Origin of the sequence: Pseudomonas sp. (assembly GCF_036387035.1) — a bacterium.
Classification (GTDB): Bacteria; Pseudomonadota; Gammaproteobacteria; order Pseudomonadales; family Pseudomonadaceae; genus Aquipseudomonas.
The window spans coordinates 26,594-45,779 of sequence record NZ_DASVUM010000018.1; the positions used below are offsets into that span (position 1 = coordinate 26,594).

Consider the following 19,186-nt stretch of genomic DNA (forward strand, 5'->3'; position numbering starts at 1 on the left):
GCGTGCTCGCGACCAAACGAGCACCCGCCATGGCGAGTCGGTATCATGCCCGCTCATTGATCACAGGCGCCCTTCTCCCCATGCACACCCTTGCAGACCTGCGTGCCGGCAAACTGGCAGGCATCACGCGGCTCAACCTCAACGCCGACCTCAGCGAATTCCCGGAGGAAATCTTCAGCCTCGCCGACTCGCTGGAAGTGCTGGACCTCAGCGGCAACCGGCTGACCGAGCTGCCCGCCGATCTGCACCGTCTCAAGCGTCTGAAAATCCTGTTCTGCTCCAATAACCCGTTCACCCGCCTGCCGGAATGCCTGGGCCAGTGCGAGCAGTTGTTCTTCATTGGCTTCAAGGCCTGCGAAATCGTGGAGGTTCCGGGCAACGCTTTGCCTGCGGCGCTGCGCTCGCTGGTACTCACCGATAACCGCATCGAAACGCTGCCTGACGCCATCGGCGAGTGCGCACAGCTGCAGAAGCTGATGCTCGCCGGTAACCGGCTGCGGCAGTTGCCCGAATCACTGGCCCGCTGTCAGCGCCTGGAATTGCTGCGTATCGCGGTCAACGACTTCCATGTGCTGCCGCACTGGTTGCTGGAGATGCCGGCGCTGGCCTGGCTGGCATTTGCTGGCAACCCGCTGAACGACATCCACACCGAAGCACCGATCCGGCAGATTCCGTGGCCGCAGTTGGCGCTGCAGCAGGTCTTGGGCGAAGGCGCTTCCGGGGTGATTCAACAGGCCCGGTGGCAGGCGGATGACGAGGCCTCGGCGCTGGAGGTCGCGGTGAAGCTGTACAAAGGCGATGTGACCAGCGACGGCTCGCCGTTGAACGAGATGCAGGCCTGCATCGCCGCCGGGTGCCACCCGCATCTGATTCCGGTCCTCGGGGAGATACAGGACCATCCGCACGCCGCCCGCGGGTTGGTCATGGCGCTGATTGCTCCTTCGTTCGTCACCCTTGCACGCCCGCCGACCCTGGAATCCTGCACCCGCGACACGTACGCCGGCACAGAACTCAGCCTGTCGACCGTGAAGCGAATGGCCGCCGGGATTGCAGCGGCGTGCGGCCATTTACACGCCCACGGCATCAACCATGGCGACCTCTACGCCCACAACATCCTCTGGAACGAGCAGGGCGACAGCCTTCTGGGGGATTTCGGTGCGGCGGCTTTTTATCCGGATCAGGACACCGGGCAGCGGCTGGAGCGCATTGAAGTGCGCGCATTTGGGATATTACTGGGGGAGTTGCTGGATTGCTGCGGCGTGGGCGAGGCCCAGGCTGAGGGCCTGCGGGAACTGGGAGCGCGTTGCGTGCAGGCGGACGCGCAACAGCGGCCCGGTTTTGCGGAGATTGCGGGCCTGCTGTGAACCACGGCGTTTTCGCGGTGTGCTCCTTGATGCCTTCCCGGCCAAGCCGGTCCCACTAAGTGACCGCGGTGTCTCTGTGGGACCGGCTTTAGCCGGGAATAGGCCAGCGCAGGCACCTTCGATTTTGCAGCGTGGCTGCTGATGCTTTCCCGGCTGAAGCCAGTCCCACTAGCTGACCGCGGTGTTTCATTGGGACCGGCTTTAGCCGGGAATAGGCCAGTGCAGGCACCTTCGATTTTGCAGCGTGGCTGCTGCTGCTTTCCCGGCTGAAGCCGGTCCCACTTAGTGAATGCGGTGTGCCTGTGGGACCGGCTTTAGCCGGGAATAGGCCAGTGCAGACACCTTCGATTTTGCAGCGAGCGCGCCGACGCTTTCCCGGCTGAAGCCGGTCCTACTAAGTGACCGCGTGACCGCGGCGTCTCTGTGGGACCGGGATGTAGCTTAGCCTGCCAAGCCCACGTATACGTTCTGCACGTCATCGTGGCTGTCGATCGCTTCGAGGAAGGCTTCGACTTCAGCCATCTGCTCGTCGCTCAGGCCCTCGACCGGGTTTTTCGGGCGGTAGCCAATCTTGGCCGACTCCACGGTGAAGCCAAATTCGGGCAGCGCCTTGCACACGGCGTCCAGGTCGGTGGTGTCGGTGTAGAACGTCGCCACGCCCTCTTCACCTTGCTCAACGTCTTGAGCGCCGGCTTCGATGGCGGCTTCCTCGGCGTCTGCATCGGGCGACGACGCCACGGCGTCGATCATGCCCAAATGGTCGAAGTCCCAAGTGATCGAACCTTCTGCGCCCAACTGGCCCTTACGGAACAGCACGCGGATTTCGGACACGGTGCGGTTGATGTTGTCGGTCAGGCACTCGACGATCACCGGCACTTTGTGCGGCGCAAAGCCTTCGTAGGTCAGTTTTTCGAAGTGGACGTGCTCGCCGAGCAACCCGGCGCCTTTCTTGATGGCGCGTTCGAGGGTTTCGCGGGGCATCGAGGCTTTTTTCGCCTGCTCGACCACCAGACGCAGGCGCGCGTTCATGTCGGGGTCAGCGCCGGAGCGCGCGGCAATCATGATTTCCTTGGACAGCTTGCCAAAAATACGCCCCTTGGCGTTGGCTGCCGCTTCTTTGTGTTTGACCTTCCACTGTGCGCCCATGATTGCTCTCTTGTTCCGATGGCGATAAATCGCGCGACCCGTCGCGCCATGCAAGCCGGGCCGATGACGATAAACGCTAAAAAAAGGTGATCGATAATGACACGCCGGAGCACCGCTGCGGCGACCGGCGCATTTTATACACGCTGGCGCCAGAAGACACCCCTGTCACGCGCCGTCTGCCTGCCAACATCGCAGGCAGACGGCGGCGAACGCACCGAGGCATTCGCGCCCGCCGCACTCAACGGTGCTTGAACGACGGCTCGCGTTTTTCGATGAACGCCGCCATGCCCTCCTTCTGATCCTCGCTGGCGAAGGCTGCATGGAACACCCGGCGCTCGAAACGGATGCCCTCGGCCAGGCTGACTTCAAACGCCCGGTTGACGCTTTCCTTCACCATCATGGCCGCCGGCAGTGACTTCGCCGCAATGCCCGCCGCGACCTTGAGCGCTTCATCGAGCAGCTGCTCCTGGGGCACGATGCGCGCGACCATGCCGGCCCGCTCCGCTTCAACGGCATCGATCATGCGCCCGGTCAGGCACATCTCCATGGCTTTTGCCTTGCCGACCGCATGAGTCAGGCGCTGGGTGCCGCCCATGCCCGGCAGGACGCCCAGTTTGATTTCGGGCTGCCCGAAGCGCGCGTTGTCAGCCGCCAGAATGAAGTCGCACATCAGCGCCAGTTCGCAGCCACCGCCCAGCGCAAACCCGGAAACGGCGGCGATGATCGGCTTGCGACGGTTGGCCACTCGATCGCTGTCGCTGAACAGGTCGTCCAGATAGATCTGCGGGTACCTGAGCTCGGCCATTTCCTTGATATCGGCGCCGGCGGCGAAGGCTTTTGCCGAGCCGGTCAGGACGATGCAGCCAATGCCGTGGTCGCGTTCCAGCGCGTCGAGGGCGTGATTGAGTTCACTGATGAGTTGCGCGTTCAAGGCGTTCAGCGCGTCGGGACGGTTGAGGGTCAGCAATGCAACGCGACCTCGAACCTCTTGAAGGATTGTTGTGTAGCTCATTGTTTTTCAACCTTTTTATCTATTTAAGCGCCGCTGAATCACGAGACCTATTCAGGTTTAGGTATCGATGACAAGCTGTTGAATTTAAAGGATAAGCTCGACTGCAATCGCCGTTGCTTCACCGCCACCGATGCATATGGCGGCCACCCCGCGGCGCAGGCCTCGCTGCTTCAGGGCCGACAGCAGCGTGACAATGATTCGGGCGCCCGATGCGCCGATGGGATGCCCGAGCGCGCAAGCGCCGCCGTGGACGTTGACCTTGTGATTGGGCAGTTCCAGGCGACTCATGGTGACCAGCGCCACCACGGCGAACGCCTCGTTGATTTCGAACAGATCGACTTCATCCAGTGACCAGCCTGTCTTGCCCATCAACTTGTCAATCGCGCCCACCGGCGCGGTGGGAAACAGGCCTGGCTCGTTGGCATAGGCGGCGTGGCCGTGGATCACCGCCAGTGGCTTGAGCCCACGTCGCTGCGCTTCGGATTGACGCATCAGGGTCAGGGCCGCAGCGCCGTCGGAGATCGAGCTTGAGTTGGCGGCCGTGACGGTGCCGCCCTCACGGAACGCCGGCTTCAGCAGCGGGATTTTGTCCAGGCGCGCCTTGGGCGGCTGTTCGTCCTGGCGAATGGTCTTGCGCTCCTTGCCGACCGTGACCTCCACCGGGACGATTTCGGCGTCGAACCAGCCGCGGTTCATGGCCTCTTGCGCCCGAGTCAGCGAGGCCACCGCGAAACCGTCTTGGGCTTCCCGGCTGAAGTTTTCGAGCCCGGCGCATGTTTCCGCAAACGTGCCCATCAATTGGCCGCGGTCGTACGCATCTTCGAGGCCATCGAGAAACATGTGATCAATGATCTGACCGTGGCCCATGCGATAACCGCTGCGGGCTTTTTCCAGCAGATACGGCGCGTTGGACATGCTCTCCATGCCGCCGGCGATCACCACCTCAGCGCTGCCTGCGAGCAGCATGTCGTGGCCGAGGATGGCCGCCTGCATGCCCGACCCGCACATCTTGTTTAGCGTGGTGCACGTCGTGGCGTCGCTGAGCCCGGCGCCCAGCGCGGCCTGACGCGCCGGGGCCTGACCCAGACCCGCTGGCAGTACGCAGCCGAACAACACTTCATCGACCTGGGCGGGATCAATGCCCGCGCGCTCGACAGCGGCACGGATGGCCGCAGCGCCCAGTTGCGGCGCGGTGAGGCTTTTGAGGTCGCCCTGAAAGGCCCCCATGGGCGTGCGCGCGGCGCTCACAATTACCACGGGGTCGTCGTTTATCATCTTGCGTGGATTCAAAGACATGATCGGTTTCCTCGATTAGCGAGCGGCCATGCGCAAGGCACCGTCGAGCCGGATGACCTCGCCGTTGAGCATGCTGTTTTCGATGATGTGGCGCACCAGCGCGGCGTATTCCTCGGGCTTGCCTAGCCGTGGCGGAAACGGCACACCGGCGGACAGGCTCTCGCGCACTTGTGGGGTCATGCCGGCCATCATTGGCGTTTCGAAGATGCCCGGGGCGATCGTCATGACGCGGATGCCGTAACGCGCCAGTTCACGCGCGGCGGGCAGCGTCAGGCTGGCGATGGCGCCTTTGGAGGCGGCGTAAGCCGCCTGGCCGATCTGGCCGTCGTAGGCCGCAACCGACGCGGTGTTGATGATGACCCCGCGCTCGCCGCCGGCATCGGCGGTGCTTTCGGCGATGGCTACAGCGCCAAGGCGCAGCAGATTAAAGCTGCCGATGAGGTTGACGTTGATGACCCGGCTAAAGCTGTCGAGGCCGTGGGGACCGTCTTTGCCGAGGATCTTCTCCGCGCCGACGATGCCGGCGCAGTTGATCACGCCGTTGATCTGGCCAAAGGCGTCGAGCGCCGCGTCCACGGCTGCCTGAACGGCGCTCTCCTGGGTGATGTCGCTGACGCTGGCGCGGGCATTGCCGCCCAGTTTTTCCACCTGCGCGGCGAGCGCCTCGGCGTTGACGTCCACCAGCATCACGCTGGCCCCGGCGTCAATGAGCATCTGTGCGCTGGCCGCGCCCAGTCCGGACGCGCCGCCACTGACCAGAAATACCTTGCCTTGGATCTGCATGATTGTGTCGTCCTTACACTTTTATTGTTGGAGTGACGAAATACTCTGCTCTGCCGCGCCGATGGGCAATAGTCAAAGCGCGCAGAAGGCCTGGTGGTTTTTGCCAGTGACGCGTCAGCTCCTCGGTTGCAGCAGCGCGGCGCCGGCCTGCGCCGAGACCCGGCGGTTGTCCAGCAAGGCCAGGGCGGCGATGATCGCGACGCCGATAAAGGTCAGCTGGAAGTCCGCCGTCACGGCGTGGCCGTCGTTGCCATGCACGTACATCGCGCCGCGCAGCAGCAATGCCGCCACCGCGACGCCCAGGCCCATGCTCAGCTGGAAGCACATGCTGAACATCGTCGAGGCGTCGCTCATTTGTGGCTTGGGCACATCGGCGAAGCCCAGCGTATTGAAGGCGGTGAACTGCATGGAGCGGGACAGCCCGCCGATGAACAAAATCAACAGAATCAACGGCACGGCCATGTCCTGGTTCAGCGCCGCGCAGGCAGCAATTGCCGCCACGCCGATGCCGCCATTGACCAGCAGCACCCGACGGAAGCCCCAGCGTTGCATGATCGCGCCGGTAAAGGGTTTCATTGCCAGATTGCCGGCAAACACTCCCAGCACCAACAGCCCGGCGTCGAACGCGGACAGGCCGAAGCCCAGCTGGAACATGAGCGGCAGCAGGAACGGCAAGGTGCTGATGGCGATCCGAAACACGGACCCACCCAGCAGGCTGACGCTGAAGGTGCGGATGTGCACGACCGCGACGTTCATCAGCGGCTGCGGGTGCCGGCGCATGTGTCGCCAGGCCAGTGCGCCGCAGACCACGCCGAGCGACGTCACCAGCAGCCCGGCCCATTGACTGCCGTGGCCCTGCCCCAGCCGTTCCATCCCGTACAACAGCGCCGTGCAGGCGATGCCCAGCAGCACGAAGCCCTTCAGGTCAAACGGCCGGGTGCTGACTTCATTGTGGCGGGGAATCAGGATCAGCGTGGCGATCAGGGCCAGCACGCCCAGCGGCAGATTGAGGTAGAAAATCCATGGCCACGAGGCGTGGGTGACGATGAACCCGCCCAGGGGCGGACCGAGCACGGGCGCCACCAGGCCGGGCCAGGTGATTAGCGCGATCGCGCGCACCAGGTCCTTCTTCTCGGTGGCGCGCATGACCGCGAGCCGTCCGACCGGGACCATCATTGCGCCGCTCATGCCCTGCAGGACGCGCGCCGCCACAAAGGTTTCCAGGCTGTCGCTGATGCCGCACAGCATCGAGGCCACGGTGAACAGCACGATGGCGCCGCCGAAGACTTGCCGCGAACCGAGGCGGTCCGCCAGCCAGCCGCTGAGGGGAATGAACGCGGCGATCGCCAGCATGTAGGCGCTCATGCCGATGTTGAGGTCCACCGCAGCGACACCAAAGGTCCGGGCCATCTCCGGCATCGCCGTGGCGATCACCGTGGCGTCGAGGTTTTCCATGAAAAAGGTGACCGCCACCAGCAGGGCAATCAGCGTGGATTGGCGTTGCGACATCGTCCGGGTCCTCAGGCAGGCGGGATAGGAAACTCAGCCGGTCACGGCAGCAGGTAACGCATGACCGCCTCACGGATCATCGCTTTTTGCCGCGCCTTGACCGCTTCGTCTTCGAGGTCGACCTGGAAGATTTCGGAAAAGGTATGGCGGTTCGACACACGGTAGAAACAGAACGAACTGATCAGCATGTGCAGGTCAACCGCTTGCACCCCGGCACGAAACACCCCGTCCCGCTCGCCCCGCTGCAAGGTATCGCCCAACGCCTGCAGCACGTGCTGACTGAGCGCGCGAATGGTCGGCGACTGTTTGACGTTGGCACCGTTGTGGATGTTTTCGATGCAGACGATGCGCACGAAATCGACATTGCGATCGTGGTGATCGAAGGTGAACTCAACCAGCCGCCCGATGGCCTCTTCGGGCGCGAGCACGTCCAGGTCGAGGCTGCTCTCGGTGGTGCGGATGTCGCCGTAAAGTTTCTCCAGCACTTGGATGTACAGCTGCTCCTTGCTGTTGAAGTAGTAATAGAGCATGCGCTTGGAGGTCTGGGTGCGCTCGGCGATGGCGTCGACGCGGGCGCCGGAAAGTCCTTGGGCGACGAACTCGGCGACGGCGGCCTGAAGGATGTCGTCGCGGGTTTTTTCCGGATTATGCTTGCGGGTCTTGCGAGGCGCCTCTACCGGCGCGTCGGCGAGGCTGTCGTCAACAGTTTTCATGCGGGGCTCACGACCACGGTGGAATCGCGCGATTATGGGCTGCACCCGTGCGTTACGGAAGCGGCATGTGTCAACGCGCTGCGAGCCATCAGCATCGTGCCGAACCGCTGCGGGCCCTGGCCATCGCCGTCAGGCGCACGGCAGCGTTCGGCTCGCCATAACCGGCGTAGCCATTCCTGCGCTGAAGGATCTCAACAAAGAAACGCTCCTCGAACGTCTGGGTGCAGGCGTGAAACAGCTCGCCACCCTGGGCGTCACGGTCATACAGCACATTGTGGTGCGCCAGTTCGCTGAGGAATGCCTCGTCGAAACCGAAGCGCGCCGCCAGGTCGTCGTAGTAATTCAGCGGAATGGCCAGCCACTGCACGCCCGCCGCTTTGGCGCGGGCCACCTGCATGAAGATGTCGCTGCACACAAAGGCGACGTGATGAACGCCTGAGCCGCCGTAGCTCGACAACGCGTGGGAGATTGCCGTGTTGCCGTGAGCCGACGCGTTCAGCGATAGGCGCACGGTGCCGCAATGGCTGCGCACCGCGCGGCTCTTCACCAGACCGTGAGGGTCGGGCAGGAGCACGTCGGCATCGGCCTTGAAATCCAGCACGCTCTTGTAGTACAGCACCTGGCTGTCGAGGGTGTCGGCAGACAACGCCATGGCAACGTGATCGATGCGCTGCAAACCGCTTTGTCGAGGAGTTTGCGTGCTCAGGGTGAACTCGCTGCTCCAGATCGATTGCTCAGGGGCGGCGGCCTCGACCAGATAAATCAGACTGCCGTCCGGCGCGCGCACTGCCGGGCACGCTCGTTGATCAGGATCGAGCGGACTGCCACCGGTTTGGGCGTTGAACTGACGCGCCCGCTCCAGCGCGGCCGCGCTGTCGTCCACTCGCAGCGCCATGGCGCACAGCGACGGGCCGTGGGCTTTGAGGACAGCGTGAGCGAGAGCAGGGGCAGCGATAGGCATCTGAGCCAAGGAGAAGCGCTCGGCGTTCAACACAATCCTGATATCGCCCTGCCCCAGCACGGTCACGGCTTTGCTCCGGTGCTGAGCCTGGGTGCCGAAGCCCAGGCCATGCAGCCAGCTGCCCAGCCGGGCGCCTTGAGCGTCATCCACGGCGAACTCGAGAAACGCAAAGGCGTTGCAGGCGCTGGGCGCCGGCGGATCAAACAACAATGACGGCGCAACGGGCTGAGACTCCTGCTCCAACAGCGCGCGGGTTTGCTCTTCCAGGTAAAGCAACGAACGCAGGCCGTCGGCGGCGTTGGCCCGGGTGGGCGCGGCGCGAAACACGTCGTTGAAAATCTCCAGCGACAGCGGGCCGTTGTAGCCGCTGCGCAGGATCGCCGCGAGAAAGCCGGGGCAATCGAACTCGCCCTGCCCCGGAAAACATCGAAAATGCCGGCTCCACTCCAGCACGTCCATGTTCAGCAGCGGCGCGTCGGCCATCTGCACGTAGAAGATCTTGTCGCCGGGAATCTGCGCAATCGCGCTCGGGTCGCCCTTGAGCGCCAGCGTGTGGAAACTGTCGAGCAGCACGCCGAGGGCCGGATGGTCGACCTGCCGGACCACATCCCAGACCTGCTGCCAAGTGTTCACGTGGCGTCCCCATGCCAGGCCTTCATAACCCACGCGCAGCTGACGCGCCCCAGCCCGCTCGGCGAGCGACTCAAGGTCACTGCGCAGTATGTTTGGCTCGCCCAGCGAATCGATGGCGGTATTGCTGCACACCAGCATCAGGTCGGTGCCGAGTTCCTGCATCAGGTCGAATTTACGCTCGGCGCGGTCGAGGTTGCGCTGCAGATGCTCGCGACGACAGCCTTCGAAGTCGCTGAAAGGCTGAAACAGGGTGATGGCGATGCCCAGGTCTGCGCACAGCTGCCGCACCTGGCGCGGGCTGCCGTTGTGGTTGAGTAGGTCGTTTTCGAAAATTTCCACCCCATCGAACCCTACGGCTGCAATGGCTTGCAGCTTTTCAGGCAGGGTGCCGCTCAAGGAAACGGTGGCGATCGAGCGCTGCATGCGGGGGGAACTCCTGAATAATCCATGGCGACCCGGCGGGACGAGGACGCGTGAACCTGCCGGGTATTCATGGATTATTCTCGCCGGTGGCCAAGACATCAAATGAAATGAACCGTCCGGTTAGTTTTATGCTTGATTGCCGCCTTGATGGACTACACGCCCCGGCACATGATCAGCACGGTGTTCGGCTTCGGCGGGATGTGCGCCGCGATCGGCGGAATGTTCATGACACAGATCGTCGGTGCCGTCCTGACCGCGACCCACAACAACTACGGCGTGCTGTTCACCCTTATCCCGGCGATGTACTTCCTTGCGCTGGCATGGATGTTCTTCATGGCCCCGCGAGAGGTATGAAGTCGGCGCGCCATCTACTCAGCTGTACGATCCGTCGGCATCGCCTGTTCATTTGAGTCAAAAACGTGGCGCTTTCATCGGCTTAGGGTGACGGTCATCGACTGCCGGGCAACTCGATGGAATTTTCAGGAACTGCTCGCCTCTGACCTACATATCAAGAAAAGTCAGCAGGCTATCCATGACCTCTTTACAGCTACTTTCCGAGCGTTCTGCCACCGCGCACGTCTCATCCGGCGCCTTGTACTCGCTGTACTCCCGTCTGTTGCGCGGACAGGTGGACGCCGAGCGGGACAACGTACGTGACTTTCTCCAGGCGCAACTGGAGTCCGCGAAAACGCTGCCGTCGAATTTGCCTGCTGACCTGGCCGATCTGTCCGAGTGGGTGGCGAGCAATAGCCACTCGGTAGCCGAGCGTTACCGCGTGTACCTGGAAGAGCGCCGCGCCGGCGGTCCGCGGAAGTTTTTCGCAAACAAGGCTCACGCCTTGTTCTTCCTGCAAAACGTCGCGCCGAGCAAGCTGGTCGACGGCGCCTGGTTGTACGGCACGGTGAAGCACGCCGACGACTGGCGCTATCACGGCCTTATCCGCACCTATCTCGAGGAATTGGGCGACGGCGAACCCGCGCTCAACCACGTGGTGCTGTACCGCAATCTGCTCAGCGAGCACGACTGCGCGCCCATCGCGCCGCTGGACGACGCGCTGTATCTGCAAGGCGCCATTCAGTTGGGGCTTGGCCATTTGAGTGACGAGTTTCTGCCGGAAGTACTGGGCTACAACCTCGGTTACGAACAATTGCCGCTGCACCTGCTGATCACCGCTTTTGAGCTGAGCGAGCTGGGCATCGACCCGTACTACTTCACCCTGCATGTAACCATCGACAACGCCAGTTCGGGGCACGCCCACAAGGCGGTGCAAGCGGTGCTGGATCTGTTGCCGAATGACGACAGCAAGGGCGAATTTCTTCAGCGCCTGCGCAACGGTTACCTGCTCAACGATCTGGGCCTTGGCTCGACGGACATTGTCCGGGGGTTCGATCTGGAGGAGGAAGTGGTCTCGATGCTGGAGACCAAGAGCACCTTCGGCCAGCACATGCACTCCGATTACTGCCGCCTCGAAGGCCGCACCATCAATGATTGGCTCGCCACACCAGGTCAGAGCCGTCAGTTGTTGCAGGCGCTGGAAGATCGCGGCTGGATCAAGCGCAACCAGGACCCGCAGGACAGCCGCTTCTGGCAGTTGATCGACGGCCCGGGGGCTGTGATGTTCGGTGTGTTCAGCGGCTACGAAATGCAACTGCTCAAGGACTGGATCGCCGGTGAGTGGCAGGCGTCCGGGCAGAGCAGTCCGTTCCGCACGCGTTTTCGCCGCCGCCACGTGGCAACAGCCGATGCAGCGCAGTCGCACAACCCGCCTTCCCTGCCGTTCGACAAACTGGTCGAACTGATTGCACCCGATTCGCACCCGACCCCTGAAGGCCTGGCTGCCACCCGGCTCTATGCTCGCCAACTGGCGCAGGGAGGCCTGAGCCGATGAACCAGCAGACCTTACTTGAGCCGATGCTAGACACGCCGGATACCACAGACGAAACCCACGACCTGACGCTGCTGCAACTGGGCCAGCGCCTGCAGACTGCCGGCTATCGTTTTGTGACGGTTACGCCGCTGAGCCACCAGCGGGTCAACGCGCGCGAAGAGAACCGCAAGGCCCGTACCCTGCGCGACGTATTCGGCTGGACCCGCCCGTTTGAAACAGGGCTGATTGACGAGCCAGAGCTTGAAGCGTTGCTGGCCAGCGGCGTCATCCGCGCCCATGCCGGGATGTGGATCAGCGAAGTGCGGTGGTCAAGCCTGGACGACCTGCTGTTCGTCCATTCCGGCTTCCCCACCGTCGCTCATGATTCGGTGTTTTTCGGGCCTGACACCTACCGTTTTGCTCAAGCTATTGAAGAGCACCTGCGCACCTCGACACACCCGATTCGCACCGCCGTCGACATTGGCTGCGGCAGCGGCGTGGGCGCTATTCTCATCGGCCGTGCGCGGCGGGATGCGAACGTGCTGGCAGTGGACATCAACCCTGCGGCGCTTCGCTTTACCGCCGTCAATGCGTCGCTGGCCAAGGCCGACAACGTGGTCGCTTACCACAGCGACATACTGTCGGGCACCACGGGTGAGTTCGACTTGATCGTCGCCAACCCGCCCTACATGAAGGACAGCCAGGCGCGCGCTTACCGGCACGGCGGCGAACAGCTGGGTTCAGAATTGTCCGTGCGCATCCTCGCGCAAGCGATCGAACGGCTGGCACCGGGCGGCAGCGTGTTGTTGTACACCGGCGCACCCTCGGTCGAAGGGGTTGACCTGTTCCTGGAGCAAGCCCGGAAACTGATCGATCGTGCCGACCTCGCCTGGGCGTACCGTGAAATGGACCCGGACGTGTTCGGTGAAGAACTGGAAACCGAGACGTACCGTGAAGCTGACCGCATTGCGGCGGTGGTGCTCACGGTGACGCGGATGCAGTGAACTATCCGACTACCCCCGACGGTCGCTATTTCGTGGTGAAGGGGCAGCTGTGGCGCTGCAGCAACCCTGCCCTCACCGCAGAGGAGCGTCAGCAGTGGGTCAATGCGCTGATGGCGGCACGGCAGGCAGTAAAATCAGCCAAGCGTACCGACGACCCCGCCGCCCTGAAAGCGGCGCGCGCGTCGGTCAATGCCGCGAAGATCGCACTGGGCGAACGCGGTCCAGTCTGGTGGTCGGACGGCGCACCGGACTTCAACCGTTTCAAAGCTTTCAACACGCCTTACCGCGAATGGTTTGAAACATTGCAAGCGTGAGTGCCGCACCGGCTCGTTGTTCATCCAGCGAATGACCTCAGCGCGGAAAGTGTTGAAATTCAATGAACCATTAATGCGTTGATTGCGTCGGAAATGAAGCGGGCACTCAAGCCCCGTCAAGGACAGAAGAGGAACGTTACTATGGCAAATCTCATTCAGACTTCCGCACTCGCATTGTTGATGGCCATCGGCAGCCAGGGCGCCTTCGCGGCGCAAGACAATGACGACTTTGTAGAAGATGCCTCCGCTAAAGGTGTGGCCGAAATCGAAGCCGGCAAGCTGGCACTTGAAAAAGGCACTTCCGCCGATGTGAAAACGTTCGCGGAAATGATGGTCAAGGATCACACCGCTGCAAACACCAAGTTGAAAGGCATCGCTGACGCCAAGAAACTTGAAGTCTCTGACAACGCCATGCTGATGGACAAAGCCAAGTCGATGATTCTTGAGCTGCGCAGCTCGAAGTCCTTCGATCAGGCGTATGCGAACAACCAGGTTGTCGCCCATGAACAAACCATCGCGCTGTTCAAGAAAGAAGCGGCTGAAGGCAAAGACGCCGAGCTGAAGGCGTTCGCCACAGAAACCCTGCCCAAGCTGGAAGCCCACCTGACTCATGCCAAAGAATTGGCCAAAGCGCACGGTGGCGATGCAGCTAAATAATCCGGATGAGGCCTGTCACGGGCTGATCGGAGCGTTTGGTTGACAGGCAGGGTGTAACCACCCTGCCTTTTTTATGCACGTTGAGTGTCAGGCTCGCCACGTGGGCGGCCGGGCATCAGGGCGGAGTCGTCGAACATGAGCAATGCAACCCGCAATCAGATGGCCGTTGTCCTGAATCAGTTACATGCACTTCGCGGCAGCGTGAATGACCTGTTTCGGCTCGAACTAGCGGAAGTGACCGAGTTGACCGGGCACCAGACGGTGGACGACAAACAGAGCCTGACCCAGTGCTTCGCCACGTTGGAAGCCTCTATTGTCGACATGGAGCAGACCCTGGCGATGCTGGCGGAAGCAACCGACCAGCGTGGAGCCGTTTGAACTGTCCATGGATCGGGTGGTTATTCTGTGTTGATGCTGCTGACGCCTCCCGGCTAAAGCCGGTCCCACATGTACTGCGTTCCAACCTGCGGAACCGGTTCCCGCCGGGAACCTGCAGTCAGACACCGATACATAGCGTGCATCTGGAGAGGTTGCGGCCGATTGCATCGACACCGGAACTCCTCCCGTCACGCGAACTCTTCGTTTATACAGACACAGCCCGCAGAGCGAGGGATTTTTCATGAGCGCCGGACTGGACGAGTACAACCGCAAGCGCGATTTCGACGCCACGCCAGAGCCGTCAGGTACTACGAAGAAAAAACGCGCGCCAGCGAAGAAAACCGCACAGCCCCATGCGTTGCAGTTCTGCATCCAGAAGCATGACGCCACCCGGCTGCACTACGACTTCCGCCTCGAAATCGATGGCACGCTCAAGAGCTGGGCCGTGCCCAAGGGGCCGTCGCTGGACCCGAAAGCCAAGCGTCTGGCGGTGCACGTCGAAGACCATCCCGTCGAATACGCGACCTTTGAGGGGCACATTCCCGAGGGGCATTACGGTGCAGGCGATGTGATTGTCTGGGATCGCGGCGTGTGGACCCCGCTCTCCGACCCCGCCGAAGCCTATGCCAAAGGCAAACTGAAATTTGAGCTGCAGGGCGAGAAGCTCGGCGGCGTGTGGAACCTGGTCAAGACGCACATTCCCGGCAAGCAGGAGCAGTGGTTCCTGATCAAGCATCAGGACGAATTCGCCCGCCCGGAAACGGACTACGACATCGTCACCGCGCAGCCCGACAGCGTCCTCAGCGAGCGCACCCTGGTGCCAAAAAAACGGGGCGCCACAGCGGCCTCCTCCCGCGCCGCAGAGCAAGCGTCTGCCGCGCCCAAGCCTGTCGAAGAAGTCCCGGCCCCGCGCAAAAGGGCCGCTAAAGACACGCTGGTCGGCGCCGAGCCGGCCGACCTGCCGGACCTCCTCAAGCCTGAGCTGGCCACGCTGGTCGAGTCCGCCCCCGAAGGCGACTGGCGCTACGAGATCAAATTCGACGGCTACCGCGTAATGGCGCGGGTTGCTGACGGCCAAGTGCAGCTGTTCACCCGCAACGGTCATGACTGGACGCACAAACTGCCGCGCCAGGCCGAAGCGATCGCCGGGCTCGGGCTTGAATCGGCCTGGCTGGACGGAGAGATGGTCGTCGCCGACGACGACGGCGTGCCGGATTTCCAGGCCCTGCAGAATGCCTTCGAAGCAAACCGCAGCGGCAACATCATTTATTACCTGTTCGACATGCCCTTCCTGAACGGCATGGACCTGCGCGAGGTCCCGGTGGAACAACGCCGCGCCGCTTTGGCCAAGGTGCTGGAACGCACCGATGACGAAGTGCTCAGGTTCTCCGAAGACTTTGCCGAAGTGCCCGAAGTCCTGCTCAACAGTGCTTGTCAGATGAAGATGGAAGGCTTGATCGGCAAGCGTGCCGGCAGCCCTTACGTCTCGCGGCGCAGCGGTGACTGGATCAAGCTCAAGTGCAAACGCCGCCAGGAATTCGTCGTCGTGGGATACACCGACCCCAAGGGCGCGCGCAGTAAGTTCGGCGCGTTGCTGCTGGGTTTGCACGATGCGGACAGCGGCGAGTTGCGCTACGCCGGCAAGGTGGGCACCGGCTTCAACGAAGCCACGCTGGGCACGATTTACGACCAACTGACGCCCTTGCAGGCGAAGAAGGCCGCCGTGGTCAACCCGCCCACCGGCTTCGAAGCCAAGGGCGTGCACTGGTTAAAGCCGACACTGCTGGCGGAAGTCGCGTTCGCCGAGATCACCAAGGACGGATCGGTCCGGCATGCGGTGTTCCATGGCCTGCGCACCGACAAACCCGCTGAATCGATCACCGAAGAGCGCCCGGCGCCGGCGCCGTCTGACCCTCAAGCATCAGAGCCGGAGCAAGCACCTGATGAAGCGGCAACGACGGCGCCCGCACGCAAGCGCACCAAAGCTTCCAAAGCCTCCAAAGCGGCCGACGCGCAAGACCGCCCGCCCGAGCCCGTCGCCAGCACTGCGAGCACCACCGGCAAGATCCGCCTGACGCACCCCGAGCGGGTGATTGATCCCACCAGCGGCGCGACCAAGCGTGACCTTGCCGATTACTACATCCGCATTGCCGACTGGCTCCTGCCGCAGCTGGCCCAACGGCCCGTGGCGCTGGTGCGTGCGCCGGAGGGCATCGGCGGTGAGCTGTTCTTTCAGAAAAACGCCGAGCGCCTTGCCATCCCTGGCATCGAGACCATGGGCAAGGAATACACCGGCCATCCGGTCATGCTGATCAGCAACCTCGAAGCGCTGATCGGCGCGGTGCAAATGAGTGCCATGGAGCTGCACACCTGGAACGCCGTGGCCAAGAACCTTGAGCGGCCTGACCGCTTCATCCTTGATCTCGACCCGGATCCGGTCCTGCCCTGGAAAAGCATGGTGGAGGCCACGCAACTGACCCTCGCGGTGCTGGATGAGCTGGGGCTGCAGTCGTTCCTGAAAACCAGCGGCGGCAAGGGGATTCATGTGGTCGTGCCGCTGACGCCCAAAGCGGACTGGGACGCGGTGAAGGATTTCAGCCACGCCATCGTCAAGCACATCGCCAAGCTGCTGCCCGAGCGCTTCTCGGCGGTGTCGGGCCCGAAAAACCGCGTCGGGCGAATCTTCATCGACTACCTGCGAAACGGCCTCGGCGCCACCACCATCTGTGCGTATTCGGTGCGCACCCGGGAAGGCTTGCCGGTGTCGGTGCCGATCTTTCGCGAAGAGCTGCTGGAAATCAAAGGCGCCAACGCCTGGGACATCCACACGGTTCACAAGCGCCTGGCCGAGCTGGACAGCGACCCCTGGGCTGACTTGGGCGCCACCCGGCAAACCATTACGGCTGAGATGCGCAAGCGCGTCGGCCTCAAATAATTCAACCACTGGAGACACACGATGGATAACTACCACATCACTAAAGCCGATGAGGGCTGGGCACTGACCAAAGAAGGCGCAACTCGCCCGTCCAAAACGGCCGCCACCAAGGCTGAAATAATCGGTTCGGCGGCTGAGTTCCTGGACGGTAAAACGGCGTCGCTGAAAATCCACAAGGAAGACGGCACGATTCAGGAAGAGCGCACCTACCCACGCAGCGCAGACCCGACCAAAACCAAGGGCTGACCCGCTCGGGCGGTCCCACACCTGCCGCCACAGGCGGACCACGGTGTGGGGCCTGCTTGGGCCGCGACGTTTTTTGCGCTTGTGAGCGGGACACCATTAGTCCTGTATCTCGCCAATGCCCTGAACTAAACGCTTCGCTTGCCGCTCCGCTATTCAGACAGCTGAATATTCCTACCATCGCGGAGCATTCCAATGAGAGCACTCACCTACCACGGCGCCCATGATGTAAAAGTGGACACCGTCCCCGATCCGGTCCTCGAACAGCCCGACGACATCATCCTGCGCGTCACGGCCACCGCCATTTGCGGCTCCGACTTGCACCTCTACCGCGGCAAGATTCCGACCGTCGAACACGGCGACATTTTTGGCCATGAGTTCATGGGCATTGTCGAAGAAACCGGCTCGGCGGTGACCAAAGTCCAGCGCGGCGATCGCGTAGTGATTCCGTTCGTGATTGCCTGCGGCGAGTGCTTCTTCTGCAACCTGGACCTGTACGCGGCGTGCGAGACCACCAACACTGGTCGCGGCGCGATCATGAACAAAAAGGCTATTCCGCCAGGCGCCGCCCTGTTCGGCTTCAGCCACCTTTATGGCGGCATCCCGGGCGGTCAGGCTGAATTGGTCCGCGTGCCCAAGGCCAACACCGGTCCTTTCAAGGTCCCCGGCACGCTGTCGGACGAGAAAGTGCTGTTTCTCACGGACATCCTGCCCACCGGTTACCAGGCGGTGCTCAACACCGGGATCGGCCAGGGGTCCAGCATTGCCATTTACGGCGCGGGCCCGGTGGGGCTGATGAGCGCGGCGGTGGCCAGAATGCTCGGCGCCGAGCAGATCTTCATGGTCGACCATCACCCCTACCGCCTGGCCTACGCCCAGGCCACCTACGGCGTTATCCCGATCAACTTCGACGAAGACGATGACCCGGCCGACACGATTATTCGCCAGACCAAAGGCATGCGTGGCGTGGACGGTGTGGTCGATGCCGTGGGTTTCGAAGCCAAGGGCAGCACCACCGAGACCATCCTGACCAACCTGAAGATGGAAGGCAGCAGCGGCAAGGCGCTGCGTCAGTGCATCGCTGCGGTGCGTCGCGGCGGCGTGGTCAGCGTGCCGGGCGTCTACGCCGGTTTCATTCACGGCTTCCTGTTTGGCGATGCCTTCGACAAGGGCCTCACCTTCAAGATGGGCCAGACCCACGTGCAGCGCTTCCTGCCGGAACTGCTCGAACACATCGAAGCCGGTCGACTGGCCCCTGAAGCGATCATCAGCCACCGGATGTCCCTCGAACAGGCCGCCGAAGGTTACAAGATCTTCGACAAGAAACAGGAAGACTGCCGCAAGGTGATCCTGACCCCGGGCCGTCCGGATGTCCCCCTGGTTGAACCTGAAGTCGTGAACGGCGTCCCCGCGATGTGATCGCCCCGCAACGAGGTACAGAAGATGGAAACGTTATTTTCGACCGCCGTGGCGGTCATCATCCTGCTGGTGGATCTATGGGCCATCGCCAGCGTCTGGCGCAGCACCAAATCGTCCGGCGCCAAGCTCGGCTGGACGGCGCTGATTCTGATATTCCCCGTGGTCGGCCTTGTGATCTGGGGAATCGCAGGCCCGCGCGGCGTCGCCAACCCGCCGACGTCTGACGAGCACAGCAAAGGCTGACGGCTGACTCCCTCCCTGCCCCGGTGCGCGGCTTGAAACCGCGCACCGCCCACCGTTATGTTCTCTCCTCATCCCCTCATTTGAACCCCCAAGCGGTCACTTGAATAGGCTTGAAGGCCCGGCCCGCGGGCATCTGACAGAGCGTCTTACCGTTCGTCCTCAACCGCGAACTCCGTCATCGCAGCGTTGCTCAACTTTATAAGCGTGCAGGTTCTCTGCAGCGTGAAATGAGCAGGCGCGCCCGTTATCGGATGCTGCCTATATCCCGTTTCGGTTAAGGATGATG

Annotated in this window: 17 protein-coding genes and 1 pseudogene; 11 read left to right on the forward strand and 7 right to left on the reverse strand. The window is 62.5% G+C overall.

The genetic code is table 11. From position 1 onward, the window contains the following. The first annotated feature begins 80 nt into the window (after positions 1-80). Positions 81-1,364 (forward strand): leucine-rich repeat-containing protein kinase family protein, encoded by a 1,284-nt coding sequence (locus tag VF672_RS01585; protein WP_331100703.1) that lies wholly within the window; start codon positions 81-83, stop codon positions 1,362-1,364. A gap of 441 nt (positions 1,365-1,805) precedes the next feature. Here VF672_RS01585 and VF672_RS01590 read toward each other — a convergent pair whose 3' ends face one another. The 7 genes from VF672_RS01590 to VF672_RS01620 all read right to left on the reverse strand — a co-directional run bounded on the left by VF672_RS01590 (position 1,806) and on the right by VF672_RS01620 (position 9,840). Continuing rightward, positions 1,806-2,510, reverse strand: a complete 705-nt coding sequence (locus tag VF672_RS01590; protein ID WP_331100704.1) for a YebC/PmpR family DNA-binding transcriptional regulator — start codon at positions 2,508-2,510, stop codon at positions 1,806-1,808. Positions 2,511-2,748: 238 nt separating this feature from the next. Next, positions 2,749-3,522 carry an enoyl-CoA hydratase gene (locus VF672_RS01595; RefSeq protein ID WP_331100706.1) on the reverse strand — a complete coding sequence of 258 codons (774 nt, stop codon included), beginning with the start codon at positions 3,520-3,522 and terminating at the stop codon, positions 2,749-2,751. An 84-nt stretch (positions 3,523-3,606) separates the two neighbouring features. Beyond that, positions 3,607-4,797: an acetyl-CoA C-acyltransferase gene (locus tag VF672_RS01600; RefSeq protein ID WP_331100732.1), complete on the reverse strand. Its 1,191-nt coding sequence runs from the start codon at positions 4,795-4,797 to the stop codon at positions 3,607-3,609. A gap of 36 nt (positions 4,798-4,833) precedes the next feature. Then, positions 4,834-5,601 (reverse strand): 3-hydroxyacyl-CoA dehydrogenase, encoded by a 768-nt coding sequence (locus VF672_RS01605; protein ID WP_331100708.1) that lies wholly within the window; start codon positions 5,599-5,601, stop codon positions 4,834-4,836. A gap of 114 nt (positions 5,602-5,715) precedes the next feature. Next, entirely contained in the window at positions 5,716-7,110 is a 1,395-nt protein-coding gene (locus VF672_RS01610) for a DHA2 family efflux MFS transporter permease subunit (RefSeq protein ID WP_331100711.1), read from the reverse strand. A gap of 41 nt (positions 7,111-7,151) precedes the next feature. Further along, positions 7,152-7,823 (reverse strand): TetR/AcrR family transcriptional regulator, encoded by a 672-nt coding sequence (locus tag VF672_RS01615; RefSeq protein ID WP_331100713.1) that lies wholly within the window; start codon positions 7,821-7,823, stop codon positions 7,152-7,154. Between the two features lie 88 nt (positions 7,824-7,911). Next, positions 7,912-9,840, reverse strand: a complete 1,929-nt coding sequence (locus VF672_RS01620; protein WP_331100715.1) for a bifunctional sugar phosphate isomerase/epimerase/4-hydroxyphenylpyruvate dioxygenase family protein — start codon at positions 9,838-9,840, stop codon at positions 7,912-7,914. Positions 9,841-9,984: 144 nt separating this feature from the next. Here VF672_RS01620 and VF672_RS01625 point away from each other — a divergent pair. The 10 genes and pseudogenes from VF672_RS01625 to VF672_RS01670 form a co-directional block, all read left to right on the forward strand. Further along, a pseudogene (locus tag VF672_RS01625) lies at positions 9,985-10,194 on the forward strand (MFS transporter); the annotation flags it as partial. 178 nt (positions 10,195-10,372) lie between these two features. After that, positions 10,373-11,728: an iron-containing redox enzyme family protein gene (locus VF672_RS01630; RefSeq protein ID WP_331100717.1), complete on the forward strand. Its 1,356-nt coding sequence runs from the start codon at positions 10,373-10,375 to the stop codon at positions 11,726-11,728. A 23-nt stretch (positions 11,729-11,751) separates the two neighbouring features. Further along, positions 11,752-12,711: a class I SAM-dependent methyltransferase gene (locus VF672_RS01635; protein WP_331100734.1), complete on the forward strand. Its 960-nt coding sequence runs from the start codon at positions 11,752-11,754 to the stop codon at positions 12,709-12,711. After that, positions 12,708-13,025 (forward strand): hypothetical protein, encoded by a 318-nt coding sequence (locus VF672_RS01640; RefSeq protein ID WP_331100719.1) that lies wholly within the window; start codon positions 12,708-12,710, stop codon positions 13,023-13,025. The genes VF672_RS01635 and VF672_RS01640 overlap by 4 nt, the downstream gene beginning before the upstream one ends. A gap of 141 nt (positions 13,026-13,166) precedes the next feature. After that, on the forward strand, positions 13,167-13,682 hold the full coding sequence (locus VF672_RS01645) for a DUF4142 domain-containing protein (RefSeq protein WP_331100736.1): 516 nt from the start codon (positions 13,167-13,169) through the stop codon (positions 13,680-13,682). A 135-nt stretch (positions 13,683-13,817) separates the two neighbouring features. Then, positions 13,818-14,060 (forward strand): hypothetical protein, encoded by a 243-nt coding sequence (locus VF672_RS01650; RefSeq protein ID WP_331100721.1) that lies wholly within the window; start codon positions 13,818-13,820, stop codon positions 14,058-14,060. 241 nt (positions 14,061-14,301) lie between these two features. Then, the gene (ligD, locus tag VF672_RS01655; RefSeq protein ID WP_331100723.1) at positions 14,302-16,995 is read left to right on the forward strand and encodes a DNA ligase D; all 2,694 of its coding nucleotides are present in this window, start codon (positions 14,302-14,304) and stop codon (positions 16,993-16,995) included. A 21-nt stretch (positions 16,996-17,016) separates the two neighbouring features. After that, entirely contained in the window at positions 17,017-17,241 is a 225-nt protein-coding gene (locus VF672_RS01660) for a DUF2188 domain-containing protein (protein ID WP_331100725.1), read from the forward strand. A 192-nt stretch (positions 17,242-17,433) separates the two neighbouring features. After that, a complete protein-coding gene (locus tag VF672_RS01665) occupies positions 17,434-18,657 on the forward strand; it encodes a zinc-dependent alcohol dehydrogenase (RefSeq protein WP_331100728.1) in 1,224 nt (407 codons plus the stop codon). Between the two features lie 24 nt (positions 18,658-18,681). After that, complete coding sequence (locus tag VF672_RS01670) at positions 18,682-18,900, forward strand: PLD nuclease N-terminal domain-containing protein (protein WP_331100730.1); 219 nt, start codon at positions 18,682-18,684, stop codon at positions 18,898-18,900. Positions 18,901-19,186 lie beyond the last annotated feature (286 nt).